Here is a 22,156-nt window from a genome sequence, read left to right as displayed (position 1 = left end):
GCCGCGGCGTCGCGACGCGGCCGCCGAGGAATCCATGCGCATCCGCACCAAGCTCCTGCTCGTCCTTCTGGCCCTGGCCCTGCCACCGCTTATGGGTGTGTGCTTCTACGCCGTGTACGAAGGCCGGCTGCTCGGCCACGAACTGGCCACCCGCGCCGCGGACGCCTCCCGCCGCGCCGCCGAGCAGGAACTGGCGCTCATGGTGGACCTCATCGGCGAGGACCTCAACGACAACAGAAGAATGATGGAGTTGTCCCTGGCGCTGCTCGGCCAGGAGACGCGCACGGCCCTGACGTCGCCCCTTCCCGCCGGGACCGCGTCGGCCGCGGGCGCGACCTTCGACGCGATCGACGGCATTCCCCCGAGCCTCGCCACCTTGCCGGACTACCCCGTGCCGGCCACGGCCGCCGCCATGTCGCTGAGCCTCACCGGCGGGAGCGGGACGCGCGTGCCGGCGGAACAGGCGGCACGGCTCGCGCTGTTGCCCCCCACCATGCACGTGCTGCGGCGCAAACTCGCCGAGAACATGCTCTGGGCCTACGTCGCCCTGCCCGACGGGCTCATGGCGTCCTATCCCGGCCACGGGCGCATGCCCGACGACTACGACCCGCGTACCCGCCCCTGGTACGAAAACGCCGTCTCCCGCAAGAAAGAGGTCTGGAGCATCCTGGTGGACGCCTCCACAGGGCGGTTGACGGCCACGGTGTCCGGGCCGATCTACGACGCCGGGGGCAAACTGCTCGGTGTCGCCGCCATCGACGCCCCTTTCGAGGCCATGCTGCCGGAAAGCGACCTGTCGCGGCGCTGGGGCAAGGGGGTCAAGGCGCTGCTCGTGCACGCCGCGCCCGGGGATGCCGGCCAGTTGGAAGTCATCGGCAGCCAAAGCTTCCTGGATGCGGCGCAAAGCTGGAAAACCACGCCTTCACCCGAACCGTTTTCTTCCACCGACTCCGGCGACGCGGTCCGCCTGGCCCGGGCCATCGCGTCCAAAATGCCGGAGCAGCTTTCGATGCAGGTGGAGGGGCAGGCGTATTTCGCCGTGTTCAAGCCCTTCCCGGACACGCCGGCCGGGCTGCTCGTGCTCGTGCCGCGCGAGGCGGTGCTGCGCCAGGCCGATTCGGCCGAGGCCGCGATCCTCGAGCGCACGCGCGGCATGATCGCCGTGGTCGTGGGCGTAAGCCTGCTTGCCGTGGCCGGCGCGGTCCTCCTGGCGGGCTTCGGCGCGCGGGCCGTAACCAGACCCGTCATGGCCCTGTGCGAGGCGGCGGGCAAGCTGGCCCAGGGCGATCTGGCCTGCCGCGCCCCGGTCACGAGCCGCGACGAACTGGCCGACCTGGCGAAGACCTTCAACGAGATGGCCCCCAAGCTGGCCGAGCGGCTGCGGCTCAAGCAGGACATGCTGCTCGCCATGGAGGTGCAGCAAAACCTCCTGCCCGCCACGCCGCCAAAGCTGGCGGGGCTGTCCATCGCCGGGTCCACGCGGTTTTGCGACGAGACCGGCGGCGATTATTTCGACTTCCTCAAGATGACCGACGACGGGGCGGGGGGGCTTGACGTGATCGTGGGCGACGCCACGGGGCACGGCATCGCGGCGGCGCTGTTCATGGCCACGGGGCGCGCGCTCTTGCGCGGAGGCCGCGCGGCCAAGGCCGACCCGGCCGCCCTGCTCACCCTGGCCAACGGGCTTTTGTGCGAGGACACCATGGACTCCGGGCGGTTCCTGACACTTTTCGCCCTGCGCCTGGTCCACGGCGGCCTCGCCCCGGGCGGCCACCTGGAATGGGCCCGGGCCGGGCACGATCCGGCGCTCGTCTACGATCCGGCGACCGACGCCTTCGAGGAGCTTTTCGGGCCTGGCCTGCCGCTTGGCGTCTTGCCCGACTATATCTACGAGGGCCAGGCCCATCCCGGGCTGCGGCCGGGGCAGGTGCTGGCCCTCGGCACGGATGGCATCTGGGAGGCGCGCAATCCCGCCGGCGAGATGTACGGCAAGGACCGTTTCCGCGAAGTGCTGCGGGCCAACGCCGCGGCCTCGGCCGAGGAGATCCTGGCCGCCGGGCACAAGAACGTGGCCGATTTCCAGGCCGGAGCCCCGCGCGACGACGACATCACGCTGGTGATCGTCAAAGCGGACCCGGCATAAGCTCCACGTCCCTCCAGCCCCGCCCCATGCCCCCTACAGCCAGCGCGCCTGCACAGGGTTGCGCGGCGGCACGCCGGCATAACGCGCCTTGGGGTAGCCGAGCATGAGCCCGCCGTGGACCACATGCCCCTCGGGCACGCCAAGCGCCGCGCGCAGGGCCGCGTCGCCGTTGGCCGCGAACGTGAGCAGTCCGGCCCAGCACGTGCCGAGCCCGCGCGAAACGGCGGCAAGCTCCAGAAACGTCAGCGCGATGCCGGTATCCGCCGCGCCGAAGCGCATCTCCGCCTCGGTATGGATCACGGCCAGGGCCGGTGCGCCGCGCAGGTACACGTCGAGTCCCCCCTTCCACAGCGCCGCGTAGCGCGTCAGCACGGGCCGGCTGTTGTCGCCGGCGAACCACGCCGCCGTCAGCGCGGCGAGTTCCCGCACCTTGGCCGGATCGACCGTGACGATCCAGCGGATCTCCTGGACGTTGGAGGCCGTGGGCGCATAGCGGGCGACATCGAGCAGCTCCTCCATGAGCTCCCGCGCAAGCGGCTTTTCCTTGTAGGCGCGGATGGAGCGCCGGCCGAGAAGCAGCCCGTCCACCGCCTCGGGCGCGGGCCAGGAGTTGAGGTTCCCGCGCACGCCGGAGGCCGGATTGACCGCCTCCACCTTGGCGTTGACGAGCGCGCCATGGGGGCAAACGGCCACGCAGTGCCCGCAGGCGTTGCAGATGACGGCATCGGTCACGACGGGGCCGCCCGAGGCGTCCAGCGCGAGCGCCCTGGTTGGGCACTCGAGCACGCACAGCCCGTCCTTTTTGCATTTTTCGGCATCCACTGAAATCAACTCCATCACTCCCTCCTTCTCGCAATGCATCTCCGCCGCGACCGCGCGGCAAGGCATCGGTCGCGAGAGTAGCGCGACGCCCACGGTTTGCAAGAAGGCACGCGAAAGTGGCGTGGCCACCGCCAGGGAACCGGCGGGCAAGACACAGGATGCGACCTGTCGGAAATCAAGGGGACAGCGACGCCGGAACGGGAGTCCAGAGGGCGCCAGCCCTCTGGCCGCCGAAGGCGCTCCCCCAAACTCTCTATCGTATATATTCGGCAGCGGTTCGGGGCAGCGGCGGCCGGACCCGGAGGCAGGGGACGGGGCCGGCCGACGGTCCCTTCAAGAAGGGGGGACCCGCCATGCGCGTGTACGGGTCGGCGCGACAAGTCGCGCGGCTTGGCGCTTTCGAGGACGCGACAGGCCTAGAGCCAGGTGATCCTCGTGCCGGGGACGTTCTCCCGGCCGGCGTTTCGTGAACCGGGATAGCCGAGGAAGACCGCGGCGCAGACCGTGGCCGTGGACGGAATGGCCAAGGCCGCGAACAGTTCCGGGCATGCCGCTGCGGCGCGCACGATCTCCCCGGCGAAACAGGTGGCAAGGCCCTGTCCGGCGGCGAGCCACTCCATGCGGGCCACGGCCAGGGAACAGGCGGCGACCGCGGCGTCGTCGCCGGCGGGGCCGTAGGCCACTGCCATGTGCGGCGCGCCGCCGAAGACCACTTTCCGGGCCTTGGCCTCGGGAGCCAGCCCGTCGGCCAGGAAACCTTCCCGGCGCAGCCAGGCCGCGGCCAGTTCCGACGCATTGTCCATGGCGTTTTCGGATTCCAGTACGACGAAACGCGCCAATCCCGCTGTTGCGCCGGGAAGCGGGAAGCACGCGCCGTCCACCAGGCCGCGCAACACCCGCATGCCGACCACCTTATCGGCAAAAACACGCACCGCGCGGCGGCTCTTCATGAGTTCCTGCTGCGCCTTGCCGGCGACACCGGTCCAGGCGCAACGTCCCGAGGCCGGATTCGCCTGTCCGGGCAGAAGGTTGTCCCGACAAAAGCCCGCATTGACGCGAAATGCCACGTCCGGGCCCACTGCTGTTGCGGCCTGGAGGGACGGCTTTGGCTGCAACTTCATCGGTGCTGCGGGAGCTGGAGAAGCAGCCGGCGCGTCCCCAGACGCAGATACGTCGTTTTTCCCCGCAGGCTGGGGGCATTTGAAGGGAATGCCCCTGATGGACATGATCCGTACCGATGTGCCAATGCCTTTGTCCTGCATGTGTTCCATGAGACGCTCCTTTAAGACTTTCTGGTCTTATGTACGGGCCTACGCCCAAACTTCGCCCTGCACAACAACCCGAATTCCCTATGAAGCGTGACCGAACACGCCGTGACCGCTAGCCCCACCTGTTTTTTTCTTGTGCCCACCTGCCGGCTGCGATATGAATTTTTTTCAAAAACAGGGAGGAAAACGCCATGCGAGTGCTTGTGGTGGACGACGACCCGGCCAGCCGGCAAGTGCTTGCGGCCCATCTTTCCGGGCTGGCCGAAACCTTCCTGTGCGCCAGTGGCCCCGAAGCCGTGGACGCCGCGGGCGCGGCCATCGCGTCGGGAGCCCCGTTCGACGTGGTCTTCCTGGACATCATCATGCCGCACATGGACGGCCACGAGACCCTTGTGCGCCTGCGCGAAGTCGAAGAACGCGCCGGCGTCGTCCCGGAAAACCGCATGCGCGCCGTCATGATCACCTCCATGGACGACGAGACGAACACCATGACCGCGCTCTTCGACGGCCAGGTCGCCGCCTATCTGGTCAAGCCGCCCAACCGCTCGGAACTCCTCGAAAAGCTCGTGACCCTCGGTTTGCTCTCCCTGGGCTAACGTCGCACCCGCGCAGCCCGCGTCTGTCCTTTCAAGGGGAACACCCTTGAATCGTTTCTTTTTACTTGAAAAACACTCCCGTATTTTTCAAGGGACACGATACGAGCGGTTTTTCTTGCACGCATCAATCGATTAGTCTATTTTTATTTAAAAATAGATTGGTCGACGCCCATGCCTTTTCCCTACCGCCTGCCGGCCTGCCTGCTGGCCGCCTGCCTTGCGCTTGGCGCGGGAAGCGCCCTGGCGCAAACCGCCCGCGACTACGGAAGCGTCGCGGCCGTGGTGGTACGCGTGTGCGACGGGGACACGGTGGTGGTGGACATCCCGGAGTACCCGGATGTTATCGGCAAGCAGATTCGCGTCCGCCTGGCCGGCGTCGATGCGCCGGAGCTGCGGGACAAGGCCCCGGACGTGCGGCTGGCGGCACGGCAGGCCCGCAACGCCATGGCCGCCCTGCTGCCGCCGGGAACGGCGGTGACGCTTTCGGGGCTTCGGCGCGACAAGTATTTCCGCCTCGACGCCGCCATCGCGGTCGGCGGGCGAGACGTGGCCCAGGCGCTCGGGCTGCCGGAGAGTGCGCCGCGTGGAACGCGGCCGGCCGTCAGTCGGGATTGAAATCGGCCAGCGCCGCCGCCAGGGCGTCGCGACGGGCCGTGAGGTCGGCCAGGGCCTGGCGCCGGGCGGCGATGTCCTCGAAAAAAGGCGCGAAGCGGGCGGCGAGCTCGCGGAACACCCGGTCCAGGCGGGCGGCGAGGCGCTCGTCGAGTTCCAGGCGCAGCCGTTCGCCGCCGGCAGCCAGCCGCCGGCGCATCTCGCGCAGCACGCGCGGGCGCTGCCAGAAAAGCGCGCTGCCGGCGATGAGCGCGCCAAGCGCCGCGACCACGCCACCGGTCACGTCGAGGACCGTGCCCTTGACCGCCACGGCGAAAATCGTGCCGAGCACCACCAGCGCCCCGCCCAGCGTCGCCTTGGGGTCCATGCCCGTGACGCTGCCCGGGTCGATGCCGGACAGCGGCCCGCCGTCGGCAAGGAGCGCCTCCACCCGTTCGACGGTTTCGGCGAGCACGCGGTCGCGCTGCTCGCCGAGCGCGTCGGCCGAAAGCCCTTCCCCCTCGCGCCTCCGGCGCAACTCGTCCACGAGCATGCGCACCGAACCGGTCACGCTCTCGAACACGTGCTGCGCGCCCTGGCGCGCGATGGCCTCCACCTCGCGTTCGAGGTCGCGGGCGAAGACCTCGCCGAGCTCCCGCAGGCGCGCCGCCGGCCCGGCCTCGGACTTGCGCCGGAACATGCCGGCAAAGGAGCGGCCGAGCATGCCGCCAAACGTCAGTTCGCGGGCGAACGCCACCTCGAATGCGCCGGAAAGCCGCGTATAGGCCGCCTCGATCCGCGTGCGCAGCACCTCTGCCTCGCGCCCGGCGGCCAGCCGGGCGGCGTCCAGCCGCTTGGCGATGCGCGTGGCCTCGGCCGCGTCGGCGTCGAGCTCGCGCGCCCGGCCGTCCAGGGTCTCCGACAGCCCGGCCAGCACCCGCTCGGCCGCGCGGCGGGTGGCGTCGAGCTTGGCGGCAAAATGCCCGCCCGAGGCGGTCAGCGCGCGGATGTGGCGGCGCAGGGCCTCGATGCCCCCGGCTTCGGGATCGGCAAGGCTTTTGGTGGCGGATACGAGGAAAATTCGCGGTTCGGCCACGCCCCGGGCGGCGGCCAGCTCGCGCAGGCGGAGGGAATTGACCGCGATCTGTTCTTCGCTCGCCAGGTCCGCCTGGGTCAGGGCGAAGGCGACGTTGCGCCGCCAGGTCGCGGAGGCCAGATCGAAAAATTCCCAGGCCGAGCGGGAATAGGGATTGAGCGCCGAAAAAACGAACAGCACGAGATCGGCCCGGGGAATGAACTCCTCGGTGATCTCCTGGTGTCGGTCGATGATGCTGTCCACGCCCGGGGTGTCCACGATGGCCAGACCGTCGAGGATGGGGTTGTCGAGGGTCACGCGCGTGTGCAACGGCCCCTCGGGCGTCTCGCCGGGTGCGTCGCCGCGGCCGATGATGCGGATGCGGTCCGTGCAGGGGTCCGGCGCGACGTCAGTCACGGTTGCGCCGAGCAGGGCGTTTATCAGGCTGCTCTTGCCGGTCTTGACCTCGCCGACGACCACGAAAAGAAACGGTTCCAGGGCATGGGCGGCAAGCTCCGCCGCGACCTTTTCCAGGTCGGCCCGGCCGCAACGGGCCGTCAGTTCGCCAAGGCGTCCCATGAGGCCGGACAACGCGGCCCGGCGGTCGAGAAACCGGGATTCAAGCAGCGAATTCCCCACGCGTTCTCCCAGGCGTCCCCGTTAATGGGGCAGAAACCAGTCCAGGCCGAGGGCTTCGGCGTCCACGGCCAGATGGGCGGAACCGCCCGCGCCCGAGGCCTTTTTCTCGGCCGCGCGGCACAACTCCTCCTCGCGCACCATGGACGTCGCCGCGATGCGGATGGAGTTGCCGTCGGTAAACGCCCCGTCCTCGCCCTCGTAGTGCATGAGGATCAGGCTTACGGGCTCGCCGTTCGCGGCGCGCAGCCCCCATTTCCAGGTGCGCAGCGTGCCGAAGGCGTTGCCGCGCCATTCCCTGGGTTCGCCGTAGCGCTGCTTGAGCGCGGTCATGAGCTTGTTGAAAAACGCCAGGGAATCGTCGGCGTAGTTCATCTTGATGCGCACGATCCGCCCGGGTTTGGCGCAAAGGCCGACATCGACGTAGCCGCTGCGGTAGCCCGGCAGGGGGGCCACGGCCACGACGCCGATGGACGGCCGCTGGGGCGAGCGATCGACGACGGGCGAAACCAGTTTCCCGGCCAGCGCGTCCACGGTTGCCCCGAGCCGGATGCCGGCCAGTTCCATGGGCCCGTCCGCGGCGCGCACGCCCGCCGCGAGAACAAGGAGGGCAAGCGCCAGGACGCATGCGGCCAGCGCACGCGGCAGATGGCGAAAAAAGGCATGCATGGCGACGACTTCTCCCCGGGGATGCCCGTCCCCGACGTCGGTTGCGCCCCCGGAAACCGTGCCGACGCCTTCCGGGGACAAGGGACCCGCTTCACTCCGGCCCAAAACGGGACGCGCGCTCAGGCGAAATGGCCCAAGGCCTCCTCCTGGGTGGCGTAGATCGGAAAGATCTCCGTATAGCCGGAGATCTCGAACACTTCCTTCATGTAGTCCTTGATGGTGGACAGCACAAGCTTGCCCTGGGTCTTTTTCAGCTGTTGCAGGGCGAGCAGCAGCACGCGCAGCCCCGTGGAGTTGATGTAGTCCACGTCCTTGAAGTCCATAAGGACCTTTTTCTTCCCCTGCCCCAGGATCTCCATGACCTTGTCTTCGAGCACTTTGGACGTGTTGCTGTCCAGGCGTCCCCCGAGCTCCAGCACGGTGACTTCGCCGCTCTCCTTCTCCACGAGTTGCATGGCCCCACCCCTTTTGCGTTAATCGATGTCCTTCTCGAGTATCAGACGATTCGTGCCGCCCACCCTCTCGTAGGCGACGCGATCCATGATCGTGCGCACCAGATGGATGCCGAGGCCCCCGATCTGGCGTTGCTCCACCGCGGAGTCCAAGTCCGGGGCACCGGCCGTCAGCGGATCGAAAGGCCGGGCGTCGTCCTCGATGACGAAGCGCAGCCGGCGGCCCTTCTGCCCCATGGCCACGGCAATGCTGTGCACGCCGTCGTCGCCGTAGCCGTAATTGATGATGTTGGTCAGCAGTTCGTCGAGAACCAGTCGCACCTGGAAGCGGAGCTTGGCGGCGAGGCCGTGGGCCTCGCCAAACGCCTCCACCGCGTCGGCGAGGCGGTCGAGTTCCAGCAGTCGGTTGTCGAGTCGCAGGGTAAAACCCGGTTCCATCCTGACCCCGAGCGGAGGGCCGGCGTAACGCCGGCCCAGGCCGCAGGCATGTTTGCCGCGCCTGACGCAACGCGGCGCGCGACCGTCGGCAGCCGGCTCCCCTCTGCGCGCCCCCATTCGTCGGGACGCCGCCGGCTCCTGATCGATCTCCGTCAATTTCCGTTTTTCGCCCCACTGTCAAGGCGGGCTGCGCGCCGGGAGCTGTGCGCAGCCGTGCGTTTTGTCGGGACAAACAGCAATTTTATACCGGCATTCCCCCCCCACTATGCGCTTTCGGATACGGAAACAACGGCAGTCGTGCTCGCCCGGCCGGCGGTTGCCAAGGCGCGTTCGGGGACGTAGAAGGCCCGGGCAAGGAGCCTGCCGCATGAAAGACTTAAACGACGCCCTGGCCGAAACCGAGGCCGACGCCACCGACGCTTTCCTCAACTCCCTGCCGGAGCTCAAGCCCGGGGAGTCCTTCCGTTTCGCCTGCCATCCCGAGGTGCCCTGCTTCAACGCCTGCTGCTCGGACCTGACGCTCATGCTCACGCCTTACGACATGCTGCGCCTGCGTCGGGCGCTTTCCATTTCCTCGACGGATTTTCTCACGCATTTCGCCCTGCGCATCACCATCCCGGACTCGGGTTTTCCCATGCCACGGCTCAAGATGCGCGAGGAACGGCTCAAGCGCTGCCCCTTCGTTTCGCCCGAGGGCTGCAAGGTCTACCCCAACCGCCCCGGGGCCTGCCGCACCTATCCCCTGGGCCGGGCCAGCCGTATGGGCGAGGACGGGAAAGTCGTGGAGCAGTTTTTCGTGGTGCGCGAGCCCCATTGCCAGGGCTTCGAGGAGGCCGCGTCCTGGGACGCCGCGAGCTGGCTCGCCGACCAGGACCTCGCCGCCTACAACCGCAACAACGACCGCTACATGATGCTCATGTCCCTGGCCCGGGGCAAGGGGGCGCGGCTCACGGCCAAGCAGGAACAGATGGTCTGGCTCGCGCTGTACCAGCCCGACGACTTTCAGAAATTCATCGCCAAGATGGACCTGTTCCGGCTGGTGGAGATCGACGAGGAACGCAAGGCGCGCATCCTGGCCGACGAGGAAGCCGCGCTCGACTTCGGCCTGGACTGGCTGGAACTGGTCTTTTTCGGCATCGAAGAAGGACTTAGGCGCAAGCGCCACCCCATGCCGTAAACGCTACGGCAGCCCCCAGCCCTGTCGGCCTTCGCGGTAGAGCCGCTCGGGCAGCACGGCCATGACCGGGGCGGCCGCCGGGTCGAGCCAGGCCGCAATTCCCGCCGCCACGTCCTCGGGACAGCCCACGGCTCCGCCCGTGGGCGGTCCGGACGCAGGGCGCATGTTGAGAAACACGCAGGAACCGGCTCCGGGGTCGGACGCGTCGCGGTTGTGCCCGATGACCACGCCCCAGAGATTGGCGCGGTCGTCGCGCACCATGCGCTCCTGGCGGGTGACGCCCGCGGCGGCGCGCTCGTCCGGGCCGACGACACGGCCGAAAAGCGGCGACGCGGCGTCGGTCACGCAGGCCGCGCGGTCGGTCAGGGGCTGATAGGGAAGGCGCACGCCCGCCGCCTTGGCCGCAGCCTCCTCGGCGTAGCCGAAGGCCTCGGGCAGGCTGAAAAAACCGGCGGGCGTACGGCCGTCGCCCTGCTTTTTTTCCGGTCCCCCGGACAGGGGCACGAGGCCGCGCCCGATGCCGAGGCCATGGCGGCCCAGCGTACACGGCGTCGCCGGCCCTTCCTCACGCCAGGGCGCGTCCGGACTTTGGCGGCTGAAGCGGCGCAAAAGGCCCTTTGTCGCGGCGAAATCCGGGGCCGTGACCAGCACCAGCTGCCGGCAGGCAGCCACGGGAAAATCCTTGGATGCCGCGCCGCCTGCCGCCCCGGCGGCTCCAGCGGAGGTTGCCGTCGCCGCAGGCTGCGGCATGGCAACTGTCGCGGTCTGGGACGCGGCGGGCGGCGCGGCCTGGGCCATACGGGCCGGCGCGGCGACGGGCGCGGCCTGCGCCACAGCCGGCGGCGCGGCCTGTTCCGGCTTTGCGGCGGGAACGGTGTCAGGCCTGCCTGCGAACAGGCGGTTCGCGCCGGGCTCCGCGCCTGCGGCCGGGGCGTTCTCGGCCTTGCGCTCGAGATCGACGGCCAGGGACTGGCGGTAGTCCGGGGAGAGCACCGCCGCGCCACCGGGGCTGCGCCGGTGCACGTCCTCGGGGCGCACGACCGGGGTCTTGCCCGTCACGGAGTGCCTGTCCTCGAGCGGCGCGTCGTCGGAACAGCCGGAGAGGGCCAGGGCGCACGCGGCCGCAAGGCACCACAAGCACAGGGCCGCCGCCCCGAGGCGCGCCCGGCGACGCGTTTGGCCCCGCCTCATGCCGCGCCCGGCTCCCCGTCCGCTTCGTTGCCGTCCGTTTCCGGGGAGACCGCGCCGGCATCCGGTTCCGGCTGCGCCTTGTCCTTGCGCTTGCCCCGCTTGCCGCCCGGCAGGAGCGCGGCCAGCTTTTCCGCGGCCTTGCCCGCGTCTTCGGATTTGCCCAGGAAATGCATCTCCCCGCGCGGGGAAATCCAGTGCCAGCCGGCAGGCTTGACCAACTCGGTCGCACCGTGCTTTTCCAAAAACTCCAGGGCCTTCACCGCTTCGAGTTCCACCGCCACGGAAGCCAGCAAGGCGTCCGCCTCGAAGACGGCCTCGGCGTTGCGGAAAATCTCGAACGCGCCGTGGGCCACGTCGAACAGGGAAAAATCGCCTTTCTTGCGCCGCCCGGACAGCACGGCCTCGAGCACGGCCAGATCGCCGCGCAGGGCCTTGAGTTCCTTAAGCGCCGCGTCGCGGGCGGCTTCACGCCGCTCTTCCAGGGTCTTGCCGACTGCCGCCGTAGCGGCGCGTTTCGGGGGCATCGCAACCTCGCTTCGTTTCCTTTAAGTGTAGGGCCAAACGCGCCGAATGTGGAGTATAAAGTCCGCGGCACCCCTCCTGCGGCAAGCTCGCGGAAGAAAATTGCGTTTTGCGCGCCGGGCCGCGCTTTCAGGGCTGCCCCGCGCGTCTGGCGCAGGCCGTGCAGCGCCGTCGCTTCCGAAAAAAAAACGACCCAGGAATACAGGCGCGCCATGAAACACAGGAGTCCGCAGCACAAATAAAACGAAAAAAACATTGTCCCGGCAAGGGCATCCGTGTAGGCTGACGTTCAGGAACCGGCCTTGGTGCAACCATGGAACGCAACGCGCCCAACATGCACAACCCCGTCAGGGAAAAGGGAATCGCCATGGCCTCAATCGCTCAAGCGGAAAGCCAGCGCTTTCTCACCATGACCCTCGGCCATGAGATCTTCGCCATCGACATCTTTTCCGTGCGTGAAATCCTCGACTACACGGATATCACGCGTATCCCCCAGACGCCGGAATTCATGCGTGGCGTGGTCAACGTGCGCGGCAGCGCCGTACCCGTGGTGGACCTGCGCATGAAGTTCGGGCTGGGCCAGGTGGAGCGCACGCTCAACACGCGCATCGTCATCGTGGAAATCCGCCGCGACGACACGGTATCGGTCATGGGCGCCCTGGCCGATTCGGTCAAGGAAGTGCTGGAACTGGAAACCGACCGCATCGACCCGCCTCCACGCATGGGCGCGGCCGTTCGCGCCGACTTCATCCGGGGCATCGGCAAGCACGCCGACCGGTTCATCCTCATCCTCGACGTGGACAAGGTCTTTTCCAGCGACGAGATCCAGGACATGTCGCAGATGCTCGCCGAAGGCGGGCCTTCCGTCGGCGCCACACTGCCGCCGTCGGCCGACGAAGACTTCTTTCGCTGATCGTGAAGCCTGCGAGAGGATTGCCGGCATCACCGGCGCACCGGGGGCTTCGTTCCGTCTGAAGGCCACGGGAATCGAAAATGCGCAACAGCAGGAAGAGGTGCCTCATGTTCAAAAACCGCGGTCTTGCCTTCAAACTCGGTCTGGGATTCTGTCTGGCTATCCTCTTCACCATCATCGTGGCCGGCGTCGGCTACAAAAGCCTGGACATGCTGCTGTCACGCTCGAAAAAAATGGAAACGGTCAATTCCATCAGCGATGCGATCACGGGCGCCCGCATGGACATGCTTTATTACATGAACAACAAGGATGCGGCGCGCCTCGAGAGCTTCCGCAAGCACCTGGGCTCGGCCAAGGACATGGCGCAAACCCTCAAACGCGAACTCGACGACCCGCGCAACCGGGAGCGCATGGACGCCATCATCACCGATGCCGCCGCCTACGAAAGCGGCCTCGGCCGCTACCTGGAGAACGAAAAAGCGCGCGACGAGACGCTCAAGACCGTGGTGGAAGCGGCCACCGCCCTGCAAAAGGCGGGCGAGGCCCTCGTCAAGCGGCAGGCCGAGTCCATGGAAAAAGCCGCCGGCCTCGGCGTCGAAGCGGTGGGCAAGATCGCGATGGCGCAGCACAAGGTCGACGTTCTCGTCGAGCAATTCCTGCGTTCGCGCATCGAAGTCCTTTATTATCTTTGGAAGGGCGACAAGGCCCGCATGGACACCGCCCGGGGCGTCCTCGAACACCTCGCCGCCACAGGGCGCGCAGCCATGCCTCTGATGACGACGCCGGATGAGCGGACCATGCTGGAAGACATCGTCTCCCGCGCCGAAACCTACAAGACCCGGATGGAAGGTTTCGTCACGGTCTCCGAGGCCCAGGCGGTCATCACAAAGGAAATGGCCGCCGCCGCCGACAAGGCGGGCAACGTCGCGGCCGCCGCCGTGGAGATGCAACAGGAGCAAATGCGCCAGGAATCGAGCACCGCAAATACCATCACCCTCGTCACGGCCGTGGTCGCCATTCTGCTCGGCGCGCTTTTCGCCACGCTCATCACCAGGGGCATCCTGCGCGGAGTGAAAAAGGCCATTACCGCAGCGGAAGCCGTCGCCCACGGCGACCTCGACGTGGATGTCACGACGGACGGCCGCGACGAGATCGCCATGCTGCTGACCGCCATGAGTCGCATGATCGAGGCCGAGCGGACCACGGCCGAAGCGGCCGGCCGGCTGGCCGACGGCGATCTGACCGTCAGCGTGACCGCCCGCTCGGACAAGGACGTGATGCTTTCAAGCCTTGCGGAAATGATCGACCGGCTGCGCGACGTGGTCGGCGAGGTCCAGTCCGGGGCGGAGAACGTGGCCTCGGGCAGCGAGGAAATGAGCGCTTCGGCCGAATCCCTGTCCCAGGGGGCCACGGAGCAGGCCTCGGCCGTGGAGGAATCCTCCTCGGCCATGGAGGAAATGGCGTCGAGCATCAGCCAGAACGCCGACAACGCGAGCCAGACCGAGGCCATCGCCGTCAAGGCCGCAAACGACGCCCGGGAATCCGGCCAGGCCGTCACCCAGGCCGTGGCCGCCATGAAGGAAATCGCCGGCAAGATTTCGATCATCGAGGAGATCGCCCGCCAGACCGACCTGCTGGCCTTAAACGCCGCCGTGGAAGCGGCGCGGGCCGGCGAGCACGGCCGGGGATTCGCGGTCGTGGCCTCGGAAGTCCGCAAACTCGCCGAACGCAGCCAGGCGGCGGCCTCGGAAATCACCCAGCTCTCGCGCACAACCACCGGCGTGGCCGAACGGGCCGGCGAACTTTTGGCCAAGCTCGTGCCCGACATCCAGCGCACCGCGGACCTCGTCCAGGAAATCAACGCCGCGAGCCAGGAGCAGTCCAGCGGCTCGGCGCAAGTCAACAAGGCCTTGCAGCAACTCGACCAGGTCATCCAGCAAAACGCCTCGGCGTCCGAGGAGCTGGCCTCCACCTCCGAGGAGCTCTCCGCCCAAGCCGAACAGCTGCAAGCCAGCATCGCGTTTTTCCGCCTGGACACCGCCGTCCGTTCGCCCAAGCCCCTGCCCCAGGCGAACAAGGCCAAGCCGGCAGGCCGACCCGGGGCGGCCAAAACCGTCGCACCGGGTCGCAAGGCCATCGCCGCGTCGACGCGGGCGCGGGAAAGCGCCGCGGTCAGCATCGATATGGACAACGACGACGAGCAGTTTGAACGTTTCTAGCACCCGCGCGACGACGACGCGGGCAGCCCTTGCGCAAACGGAGGCGCGCCATGTCGGAAATTGATCCTTCCATCGCCCTCTATGTGGAAGAAACGCGGGAACTGCTCGGCGAACTGGAAAGGGCCCTGCTTGAGCTCGAGAAAAACCCGGGCGACATGGAGCGCGTGGACGCCTGCTTCCGGGCCATGCACACCATCAAGGGCGGCGGGGCCATGTTCGGCTTCGAGGAGATCTCGCGCTTCACCCACGACGTGGAAACCGTGTTCGACCGCGTGCGCGCGGGCGTGCTGCCGGTGACCAGCGAACTGCTGACCCTGACGCTCGGGGCCAGGGACCATATCCTCGCCCTGCTCGAGTCCCCTGGAGGGACTTCCCCGGAATTGCGCGAGGCGTCCGACGCCCTGCTCGCGTCCTTCGCGGCCTTTCTGCCCGAAGGACGCGAAGCCCGGGCTCCGGCCGCCGCGCCGCCGCCCGCGCAACGGCAGCCTCTGGCCGTCCTGGAAGAGGAAGCCTACGCCTGCGCGGCCGAACCCGGGCCGCCTTCCATCTACTGGCTGCGTTTCCGACCCACGGCGCGCATCCTGCACACCGGCAACGACCCCGTGCGCCTGCTGGCCGAATGCGACGCCCTGGGCCGCGTGCGCGCGCTGCGCCACGGCCCCATGCCCGACCTCGACGCCTCGGAGTTCGAGCCCGAGGAGGCCTACGGCGTCTTCGACCTGCTCGTGCGCACGCCTTGCGGCGCAAACAGCCTGCAAGACGTGTTCATCTTCGTCGAGGGCGATTCCGACATCATTATCGAGCGCATCCACCAAGGAACGCTTCGCGACAGCGACTTGAGCGATCTGCTGCACACCCTGGAGGGGCTCGACGCCGCGCCGCCGGAGGTCGTCCTCGACGCCCTGTCCCGGGCCCTTGCCGCCAAGCTCGCCAGCATCACCGAAGCCAAGGCCCGCGTGGCCGCAAAAAGCGCCCGCCTCGGCGTGGCCGACGCGGGAAAACAGCGGCACGCGCCGGCCGCCTCCACCACGTTGCGCGTGGACGCGGCGCGCCTGGACAGCGTGGTCAGCATGGCCGGCGAACTGGTCATCCTCCAGTCCCGCCTGCGCCAGGCCGTGCAGGCCCGCGACCTCGACGCCGCCGCCGCCGTGGACGAGGACCTCGAACGCCTGACCGACGCCATGCGCGACGTGGCGCTGGGCCTGCGCATGCTGCCCATCGGCACGGTCTTCAGCCAGTTCACGCGGCTTTTGCGCGACCTTTCGGCAACGCTCGGCAAGGACGTGGAATTCGAGGCCCTGGGCGGCGACACGGAGCTCGACAAGACCGTCATCGACCGCATCAAGGACCCGCTGGTCCACCTGCTGCGCAACAGCCTCGACCACGGCATCGAACCGCCGGCCGAACGCCTGGCCGCCGGCAAGCCCGCCCGCGGCCGCGTCACCCTCTCGGCCAGCCACTCCGGCGGCAACGTCGTCATCTCCATCAGCGACGACGGCCGGGGCATCAACGTCGCGGCCGTGCGCAAAAAGGCCGTGGAACGCGGCCTGCTCCCCGCCGACGCGGAGATCGGCGACAAGGAAGTCATGGAGCTGATTTTCGCCCCGGGCTTTTCCACGGCCGAGAAGGTTTCCGACGTTTCCGGCCGGGGCGTGGGCATGGACGTGGTCAAGCGCAACATCGAGGCCCTGCGCGGCATGGTGGAACTCGAAAGCGCCGAGGGCCGGGGCTCCACGGTCACCATCAAGCTGCCGCTCACGCTCGCCATCATCGACGGCTTCTCCGTGGTCGTCGGCGGCGATTCCTTCATCGTGCCCCTGGTCAACCTGCGCGGCTTCCAGGAACGCTTCCCCGAAGGCGAGGTGCGCACCGTGGAGAACATGGAGCGCATGGGCGACCTGATTCCGGTGGTCAGCCTGCGCCGGCTCTTCGAGGTGCCCGGGGACCAGCCCGGCTACGAACGGGTGGTCGTCACCGAGGTCGAAGGGGAAATGGTGGGATTTTGCGTGGACAAGGTGGTAGGCCGGCAGCAGGCCGTCATCAAGAGCCTCGACGACTGCTACCGCCATCTCAAATGGATTTCCGGCACGACGATCAACGGCGATGGCAGCATCTCGCTCATTCTCGACGTGCCGCAACTGGTACGCTTCGTGCGCGGGCAGGAAGACTCCCGCTTGCATGCGGCCAAGGCCTCCCGTACACTGACCCAGTAGCCCCGGAAACGGGCGACAGGAGCGCCATAAGGCATGGAAATAAACCAGACGCGGGAAGGCGATTGCCTCACCCTGGCCATTTCCGGTAAATGCACGGTGGAGCACGCCACCGCCTTGCGCGAGGCCCTGCTCAAGGCCGTTGCCGCAGGCAGCGTGCTCGTCCTCGACGTCTCGGGCGTCGAGGAAGCCGACGTGACGTTTTTGCAGCTCGTGCTGGCCACGGCCCTGACCTTGCAGCGCGAGGGCAAGACCCTGCTCAGGCATGGCCCGGTCAGCGAGGCGGCCGGCCAGGCAGCCCGCGTTTCCGGGTTCGACCGCACGCCCCAACTCCAAACTTTTTTCGCCGATGAGGGACGCGATGGCTAAAAGAATCATGACCGTGGACGACTCGGCGAGCGTACGCCAGATGGTGGCCTTCACGCTCAAGAAAGAAGGATACGACGTCGTTGAGGCGTCCGACGGCAAGGACGCGCTGTCCAAGCTCAGCGGTACCGTGGACATGGTCATCACCGACCTCAACATGCCCAATCTCGACGGCATCGGCCTTATAAAAGGCATCCGCGCCCAGGCCGCCTACAAGTTCATCCCCATCGTCATGCTCACCACCGAATCCCAGGCCGGCAAAAAGGCCGAGGGCAAGGCCGCCGGCGCCACCGGCTGGATCGTCAAGCCCTTCACCCCGGACCAGCTCGTGGCCGTGGTGAAAAAAGTCCTGCGCTGATTCCGGCAACTCCCGCTTCGCCCCGACGCCCGGCCCAGGTTCTCGCCCCGGCCGGGTTTTTTCATGCGCAAAAGCCGCGTTACGGCGTGAGCAGCACTTTGATGTCGCAGACGTTGGTGTTGGTCGGGCCGGTTTTGAGCAGACGGCCCACCGCCTCGAAATAGTGGTAGGCGTCGTTGTCGGCGAGATAGCGCCCGGCATCGAGCCCCAGCGCCTGACCCCGGCGCAGGATGGGCAGCGACGCGAACGCGCCCGTGGCGTCGGTCGGGCCGTCGGAGCCGTCCGTGGAGGCGGCCAGGAACACGGCGTCCTCGGCGTTTTTGGCGTCGCGCCCTAGTCCCGCCAGATAGGCCAGGGCCATCTCCTGGTTGCGCCCGCCCTTGCCATGGCCGCGAAGGGTCACGGTCGTCTCGCCGCCGGCGATGACGCAGGCCGGGCGCGGCAGGGGCACGCCGTATTCGGCGATGTCGCGCGCCATGCCCAGAAACAGGTTGGCCATCTCCCGCGCCTCGCCCGTCAGGTGGGAGGTGACGATCACCGTGGCGTAGCCGAGCGCGGCCGCCTTGTCCCGCGCCGCGAGCAGTGCCTGGAAATTGGTGCCCACGAGCACGGTGCGCGTGTGTGTAAACGCCGGGTCGCCGGGTTTGGGCGTATCCGGAGCGCGCCCGGCGGCCACGTCCGTGAGCACGGCCAGGGCGTCCGGCGCGACGGTGTCCGTCACGCCGTAGCGCGCAAGCACGGCTAGGGCGTCGGCCCCGGTCGTCGGATCGGGCACGGTGGGGCCGCTGGCGATGACGTCGAGATCGTCGCCGACCACGTCGGACAGCAGCAGCCCCAGGCAGTGGGCCGGGGCGATGGCCGCCGCGAGCCTGCCCCCCTTGACCGCCGAGAGCTTCTTGCGCACGCAGTTGATCTCCTGGATCGTCGCGCCGCAGGCAAGCAGCACCCGCGTGGTCTGCTGCTTGTCGGCCAGGGTCAGGCGATGGCCGGGCAGTTCCAGGGGCGCGGCCAGGATGGCCGAGCCGCCGCCGGAAACGAGCACGATGACAAGGTCGTCCGGCCCGGCTTTTCCGGCCAGGGCGAGCACCTCCCGGGCCGCGGCCAGGCCGCGCGCGTCGGGCACGGGATGGGCCGCCTCCATGAGGCGGATGCGCGAAAGCGTCTCCAGGTAGCCTTCCTTGACCGCCGCCACGCCGTCCGCGATCCGGTCGCCCAAAATCCGCTCGAGGCCGAGCGCCATGCGCGCCGCGGCCTTGCCCGCGCCGAGCACATAGATGCGCCGGTAGCGCGCCAGGTCGTAAGCATGGCATTCGGTTTCGGTGGTCACCCGCAGGATGTCCCCGTCCAGGGTCAGCACCCGGCCCATCATGGCCAGGGGATCGACCCGGGCGAGTCCCGCGCGGAAAATGGCCTCGGCATCGGCGACGGCGTCGCGCATGGCGTCCTCCCTGTGCTTCCGTATCCGGCTGTGCCAGGGCGCAGGCGCGGCGTCAAGGCCGCACGCGCTGGCCAAAACCCGCCGGCCGGCGTATCCTCCGGGACGCGGGCCGGGAAGGCGGCCCGCACAAACGCACGAGGACGCCATGCCCTACCCCGAAGCCGTCAACCTCGCCTTCAACCGCGCCTCGATCGCCGCGGACTATGCCTTCGGCACTCCGGACAAGGATGTACCCGGCGCGCCCGGCTACTGGCTGGCCCTGCGCGAGGGCGCTTTGTTCGTGCGCGCGGAGGAACCGGGCCAAGCCCCCGAACTGCCGTTTGGCGCCGCCCCCCCGGCCGGCCCCTTCGCCGTGCCACCGGTCTATGTCGGCACATGGCGGGGAAAGCCGCTGCGCGCCCTTCGCCTGGAACCCGAGGCGGATATCCCCCACCGACTGCGCGCCGTGCCCTCGGGCTACCGCTCCGAAGACCTCGGCGAAGCCCTGCTCACGCTGGCCGGGCTTGCCCGGCAGGTGCTGCACTGGCGCGACCGCAGCCGCGTCTGCCCGGCCTGCGGCGGCGCGCCGCGCGAGATTCCCGGCAGCTTCGGCGCGCGCTGCCCGGACTGCGCCCGCGAATACTACCCCCGCATCCACCCCGCGGTGATCGTGCTCATCCGCCGCGGCGAGGAATACCTGTTCGTGCGCAAGCCCGGCTGGCCACAAGGCCAGTACGGGATGGTCGCCGGCTTCGTGGAATTCGCCGAGTCCTTCGAGGAATGCGTCGTGCGCGAAGTCATGGAGGAAACGGGCCTGACCGTTGCCGACATCCGCTACGCAGGCAGCCAGAACTGGCCCTTCCCGAGCCAGATCATGGCCGGCTTCACAGCCCGCTACGCCGGCGGCGAACTGGCCGTGGACACCACGGAACTGGAGAGCGCGGCCTGGTTTTCGGTGAAAAATCCCCCCGCCGCGCTGCCCCCGGCCTCGAGCATCGCCCGCCACCTCATCGACCGCTACGCCCCGGATCTGGCCGCGGCCGTCCTGGCCAAAAAATAACGGCATGGGGCGGCGGGAATTCCGTTGACAGGCCCGCGCGGGCCATATATAGGATCAATCAAGTCCGATTAATCCAAATTGAGGTCCGTCATGCGTCTGACCCGCGCCGGCGAATACGCCATCCGCTGCCTGCTCTACCTGTCCATGCACCGCGACCGCGAGGTCATCGGCCGCAAGGAAATCGCCGAGGCCATGGACATTCCCGCCCAGTTCCTGGGCAAGGTGGCGCAGCAGCTGGCCCGGGCCGGCATCATCGCCATCCGCCAGGGCGCGCAGGGCGGCTACGAACTCGTCACGCGGCCGGAAGCGCTCACCCTGCTCTCCGTGGTCGAGGCCATCGACGGGGAAATCTATTTGAACGACTGCATTCATCGCCCGGAAAGCTGCGACCGGCAGTGCATCTGCTCGGTGCACCTGGTGTGGGAAAAGGCGCGCACGCAGCTGCGGGAGACGCTGGCCGGCACGACGCTGGCCCGCTTGGCCGAGGAAGAGGCGCAAGGGTGCGCAAAACGGTCTCCCGGACCGTGAAAATACAGGGCCGCGCAAGCGGAAAATACCGTGGGGTTGGTGCATTTTCCCCGGCGGGGTGCTAGGAAAGGGCCGGAAAGACGTGTGGCCGGCGGCATGAAGGGCCGCCCCGCGCCGGATACGGCAACGCCAGGGACGATGCGCCAAGGGAAGTCAAGACCTTTGGACCAGACGGAGGAAAAGGAGACGGATCATGGACGTATTAATGCTTTCCCGGTTGCAGTTCGCCTTCGCCACATTCATTCACTTCATCTTCGTGCCGCTCACCCTGGGCCTGTCGTTCATCACGGCGGTCATGGAGACGAAGTACGTGCGCACGGGCGACGAGACGTACAAACGCATGGCCAAGTTCTGGGGTAAACTATTTCTGATCAACTTCGCCCTGGGCGTGGTCACGGGCATCACCCTGGAATTCCAGTTCGGCACCAACTGGTCGCGCTATTCGGAATTCGTGGGCGACATCTTCGGCTCGCTGCTCGCCATCGAGGCCACGGCGGCCTTTTTCCTCGAATCCACGTTCCTCGCCGTGTGGGTGTTCGGCTGGGAAAAACTCTCGCCCAAGCTCCACGCCGTCTGTATCTGGATCGTGGCCTTCGCCGCCAACCTTTCCGCCCTGTGGATCCTCCTGGCCAACGGCTTCATGCAGCACCCGGTGGGCTATGTGATCCAAAACGGCCGGGCGGAACTGGGCAGCTTCCTTGACGTCGTCACCAACCCCTACGGCTGGAACGAATTCTTTCACACGGTGACTGGCGCCTGGGCCCTCGGCGGCTTCTTCGTGGTCGGCGTCTCCGCCTACCACCTGCTGCGCAAGCAGAACGTCGATTTCTTCACCAAGTCCTTCCGCGTGGGCGCGGCGTTCGCGCTGATCTTCTCCCTGGTCGTGGCCCTGGTCGGCCACCGTCAGGGCAACATCGTGGCCGAAGTCCAGCCCGCCAAGCTCGCGGCCATGGAATCCCACTGGGAAACCCAGAAGAACGCCCCCATGTATCTTCTGGCCGTGCCCGATCCCGCCAACGAGGGCAACAGCATCCAGATCGGGCGCATTCCGAGCATCTTAAGCCTCATGGCCTTCAACGATCCCTCGGCCGAGGTCAAGGGCCTCAAGGACTTCCCCAAGGAAGACCGTCCGCCCGTGACGCTGACCTTCTCCGCCTTCCGCCTGATGGTCGGGCTCGGCACGCTCATGCTCATCATGGCCGTGCTGGCCTTCATCTCCCGCCACCAACCCGCGGAGAGTTCGCCCAAGCTCCTGAAGGCCCTCGTCTGGATGATCCCCGTGCCCTACATCGCCCTGCAGGCCGGCTGGGCCGTGGCCGAGGTCGGCCGCCAGCCCTGGATCGTCTACGGCCTCATGCGCACCAAGGACGCCGTTTCGCCGATCGCCGTCGAACAGGTCGCCATCAGCCTCGTGGCCTTCTTCGTGGTCTACATCCTGCTCGCGGCCCTGGACATCTTCCTGCTGGCCAAGTACGCCCGCAAGGAACCGGCATAAGGCCTTCCGG

The 22,156-nt window shown here is 67.9% G+C and carries 21 protein-coding genes; 12 read left to right on the top strand and 9 right to left on the bottom strand.

Features of this window, described 5'->3' with window-relative positions; translation table 11 throughout:
• Nucleotides 1-34 precede the first annotated feature (34 nt).
• Nucleotides 35-2,143, top strand: a complete 2,109-nt coding sequence (locus Q368_RS0111840; RefSeq protein ID WP_029459284.1) for a SpoIIE family protein phosphatase — start codon at nt 35-37, stop codon at nt 2,141-2,143.
• A 33-nt stretch (nt 2,144-2,176) separates the two neighbouring features.
• On the opposite strand, the gene Q368_RS0111835 is transcribed toward Q368_RS0111840, so the two are convergent.
• Both Q368_RS0111835 and Q368_RS24515 read right to left on the bottom strand, forming a co-directional pair.
• Entirely contained in the window at nt 2,177-2,980 is an 804-nt protein-coding gene (locus Q368_RS0111835) for a nitroreductase family protein (protein ID WP_029459283.1), read from the bottom strand.
• A gap of 401 nt (nt 2,981-3,381) precedes the next feature.
• Complete coding sequence (locus Q368_RS24515) at nt 3,382-4,086, bottom strand: nitroreductase family protein (RefSeq protein WP_162179638.1); 705 nt, start codon at nt 4,084-4,086, stop codon at nt 3,382-3,384.
• Nucleotides 4,087-4,424: 338 nt separating this feature from the next.
• On the opposite strand from Q368_RS24515, the gene Q368_RS0111825 reads away from it, so the two are divergent.
• Nucleotides 4,425-4,829: a response regulator gene (locus Q368_RS0111825; protein WP_029459281.1), complete on the top strand. Its 405-nt coding sequence runs from the start codon at nt 4,425-4,427 to the stop codon at nt 4,827-4,829.
• Nucleotides 4,830-5,000: 171 nt separating this feature from the next.
• A complete protein-coding gene (locus Q368_RS23855; RefSeq protein ID WP_052360128.1) occupies nt 5,001-5,444 on the top strand; it encodes a thermonuclease family protein in 444 nt (147 codons plus the stop codon).
• Here Q368_RS23855 and Q368_RS0111815 read toward each other — a convergent pair.
• The 4 genes from Q368_RS0111815 to Q368_RS0111800 form a co-directional block, all read right to left on the bottom strand.
• The gene (locus tag Q368_RS0111815) at nt 5,431-7,134 is read right to left on the bottom strand and encodes a dynamin family protein (RefSeq protein ID WP_029459279.1); all 1,704 of its coding nucleotides are present in this window, start codon (nt 7,132-7,134) and stop codon (nt 5,431-5,433) included. The two genes, Q368_RS23855 and Q368_RS0111815, sit on opposite strands and share 14 nt — an antisense overlap.
• 21 nt (nt 7,135-7,155) lie before the next feature.
• Nucleotides 7,156-7,800: a hypothetical protein gene (locus Q368_RS0111810; RefSeq protein ID WP_029459278.1), complete on the bottom strand. Its 645-nt coding sequence runs from the start codon at nt 7,798-7,800 to the stop codon at nt 7,156-7,158.
• 119 nt (nt 7,801-7,919) lie between these two features.
• Nucleotides 7,920-8,255: an STAS domain-containing protein gene (locus Q368_RS0111805; RefSeq protein ID WP_029459277.1), complete on the bottom strand. Its 336-nt coding sequence runs from the start codon at nt 8,253-8,255 to the stop codon at nt 7,920-7,922.
• A gap of 18 nt (nt 8,256-8,273) precedes the next feature.
• The gene (locus tag Q368_RS0111800) at nt 8,274-8,690 is read right to left on the bottom strand and encodes an ATP-binding protein (RefSeq protein ID WP_029459276.1); all 417 of its coding nucleotides are present in this window, start codon (nt 8,688-8,690) and stop codon (nt 8,274-8,276) included.
• A 367-nt stretch (nt 8,691-9,057) separates the two neighbouring features.
• Here Q368_RS0111800 and Q368_RS0111795 point away from each other — a divergent pair, with 367 nt between their 5' ends.
• Nucleotides 9,058-9,867 carry a YkgJ family cysteine cluster protein gene (locus Q368_RS0111795; RefSeq protein ID WP_029459275.1) on the top strand — a complete coding sequence of 270 codons (810 nt, stop codon included), beginning with the start codon at nt 9,058-9,060 and terminating at the stop codon, nt 9,865-9,867.
• Between the two features lie 3 nt (nt 9,868-9,870).
• Here the strand turns inward: Q368_RS0111795 and Q368_RS0111790 are convergent, their stop codons facing one another.
• Together Q368_RS0111790 and Q368_RS0111785 are read right to left on the bottom strand one after the other, a co-directional pair.
• Nucleotides 9,871-11,058: a hypothetical protein gene (locus Q368_RS0111790; RefSeq protein WP_029459274.1), complete on the bottom strand. Its 1,188-nt coding sequence runs from the start codon at nt 11,056-11,058 to the stop codon at nt 9,871-9,873.
• Nucleotides 11,055-11,582: a hypothetical protein gene (locus Q368_RS0111785; protein ID WP_043785758.1), complete on the bottom strand. Its 528-nt coding sequence runs from the start codon at nt 11,580-11,582 to the stop codon at nt 11,055-11,057. Before Q368_RS0111785 ends, Q368_RS0111790 begins: the two co-directional genes overlap by 4 nt.
• A 365-nt stretch (nt 11,583-11,947) precedes the next feature.
• On the opposite strand from Q368_RS0111785, the gene Q368_RS0111780 reads away from it, so the two are divergent.
• From Q368_RS0111780 to Q368_RS0111760, 5 genes are all read left to right on the top strand, one after another.
• Nucleotides 11,948-12,493 (top strand): chemotaxis protein CheW, encoded by a 546-nt coding sequence (locus Q368_RS0111780; RefSeq protein WP_029459272.1) that lies wholly within the window; start codon nt 11,948-11,950, stop codon nt 12,491-12,493.
• A gap of 107 nt (nt 12,494-12,600) precedes the next feature.
• Entirely contained in the window at nt 12,601-14,712 is a 2,112-nt protein-coding gene (locus Q368_RS0111775; RefSeq protein ID WP_029459271.1) for a HAMP domain-containing methyl-accepting chemotaxis protein, read from the top strand.
• Between the two features lie 50 nt (nt 14,713-14,762).
• Entirely contained in the window at nt 14,763-16,925 is a 2,163-nt protein-coding gene (locus Q368_RS0111770) for a chemotaxis protein CheA (protein WP_029459270.1), read from the top strand.
• A gap of 33 nt (nt 16,926-16,958) precedes the next feature.
• The gene (locus tag Q368_RS0111765; protein ID WP_029459269.1) at nt 16,959-17,291 is read left to right on the top strand and encodes an STAS domain-containing protein; all 333 of its coding nucleotides are present in this window, start codon (nt 16,959-16,961) and stop codon (nt 17,289-17,291) included.
• Nucleotides 17,284-17,646, top strand: a complete 363-nt coding sequence (locus Q368_RS0111760) for a response regulator (protein ID WP_029459268.1) — start codon at nt 17,284-17,286, stop codon at nt 17,644-17,646. The genes Q368_RS0111765 and Q368_RS0111760 overlap by 8 nt, the downstream gene beginning before the upstream one ends.
• 79 nt (nt 17,647-17,725) lie before the next feature.
• Here the strand turns inward: Q368_RS0111760 and Q368_RS0111755 are convergent, their stop codons facing one another.
• Complete coding sequence (locus Q368_RS0111755; protein ID WP_029459267.1) at nt 17,726-19,084, bottom strand: glycerate kinase type-2 family protein; 1,359 nt, start codon at nt 19,082-19,084, stop codon at nt 17,726-17,728.
• Between the two features lie 145 nt (nt 19,085-19,229).
• On the opposite strand from Q368_RS0111755, the gene nudC reads away from it, so the two are divergent.
• From nudC to Q368_RS0111740, 3 genes are all read left to right on the top strand, one after another.
• Complete coding sequence (nudC, locus tag Q368_RS0111750; RefSeq protein WP_029459266.1) at nt 19,230-20,123, top strand: NAD(+) diphosphatase; 894 nt, start codon at nt 19,230-19,232, stop codon at nt 20,121-20,123.
• Nucleotides 20,124-20,213: 90 nt separating this feature from the next.
• The gene (locus tag Q368_RS0111745; RefSeq protein WP_029459265.1) at nt 20,214-20,651 is read left to right on the top strand and encodes an RrF2 family transcriptional regulator; all 438 of its coding nucleotides are present in this window, start codon (nt 20,214-20,216) and stop codon (nt 20,649-20,651) included.
• 193 nt (nt 20,652-20,844) lie between these two features.
• Nucleotides 20,845-22,146 (top strand): cytochrome ubiquinol oxidase subunit I, encoded by a 1,302-nt coding sequence (locus tag Q368_RS0111740; RefSeq protein WP_029459264.1) that lies wholly within the window; start codon nt 20,845-20,847, stop codon nt 22,144-22,146.
• Nucleotides 22,147-22,156: the final 10 nt, after the last annotated feature.

The organism is Solidesulfovibrio alcoholivorans DSM 5433 (assembly GCF_000702665.1).
Lineage (GTDB): Bacteria > Desulfobacterota > Desulfovibrionia > Desulfovibrionales > Desulfovibrionaceae > Solidesulfovibrio > Solidesulfovibrio alcoholivorans.
The sequence above is the reverse complement of the archived record's forward strand: the minus strand, read 5'-3'. Positions and strand labels throughout refer to the sequence as shown.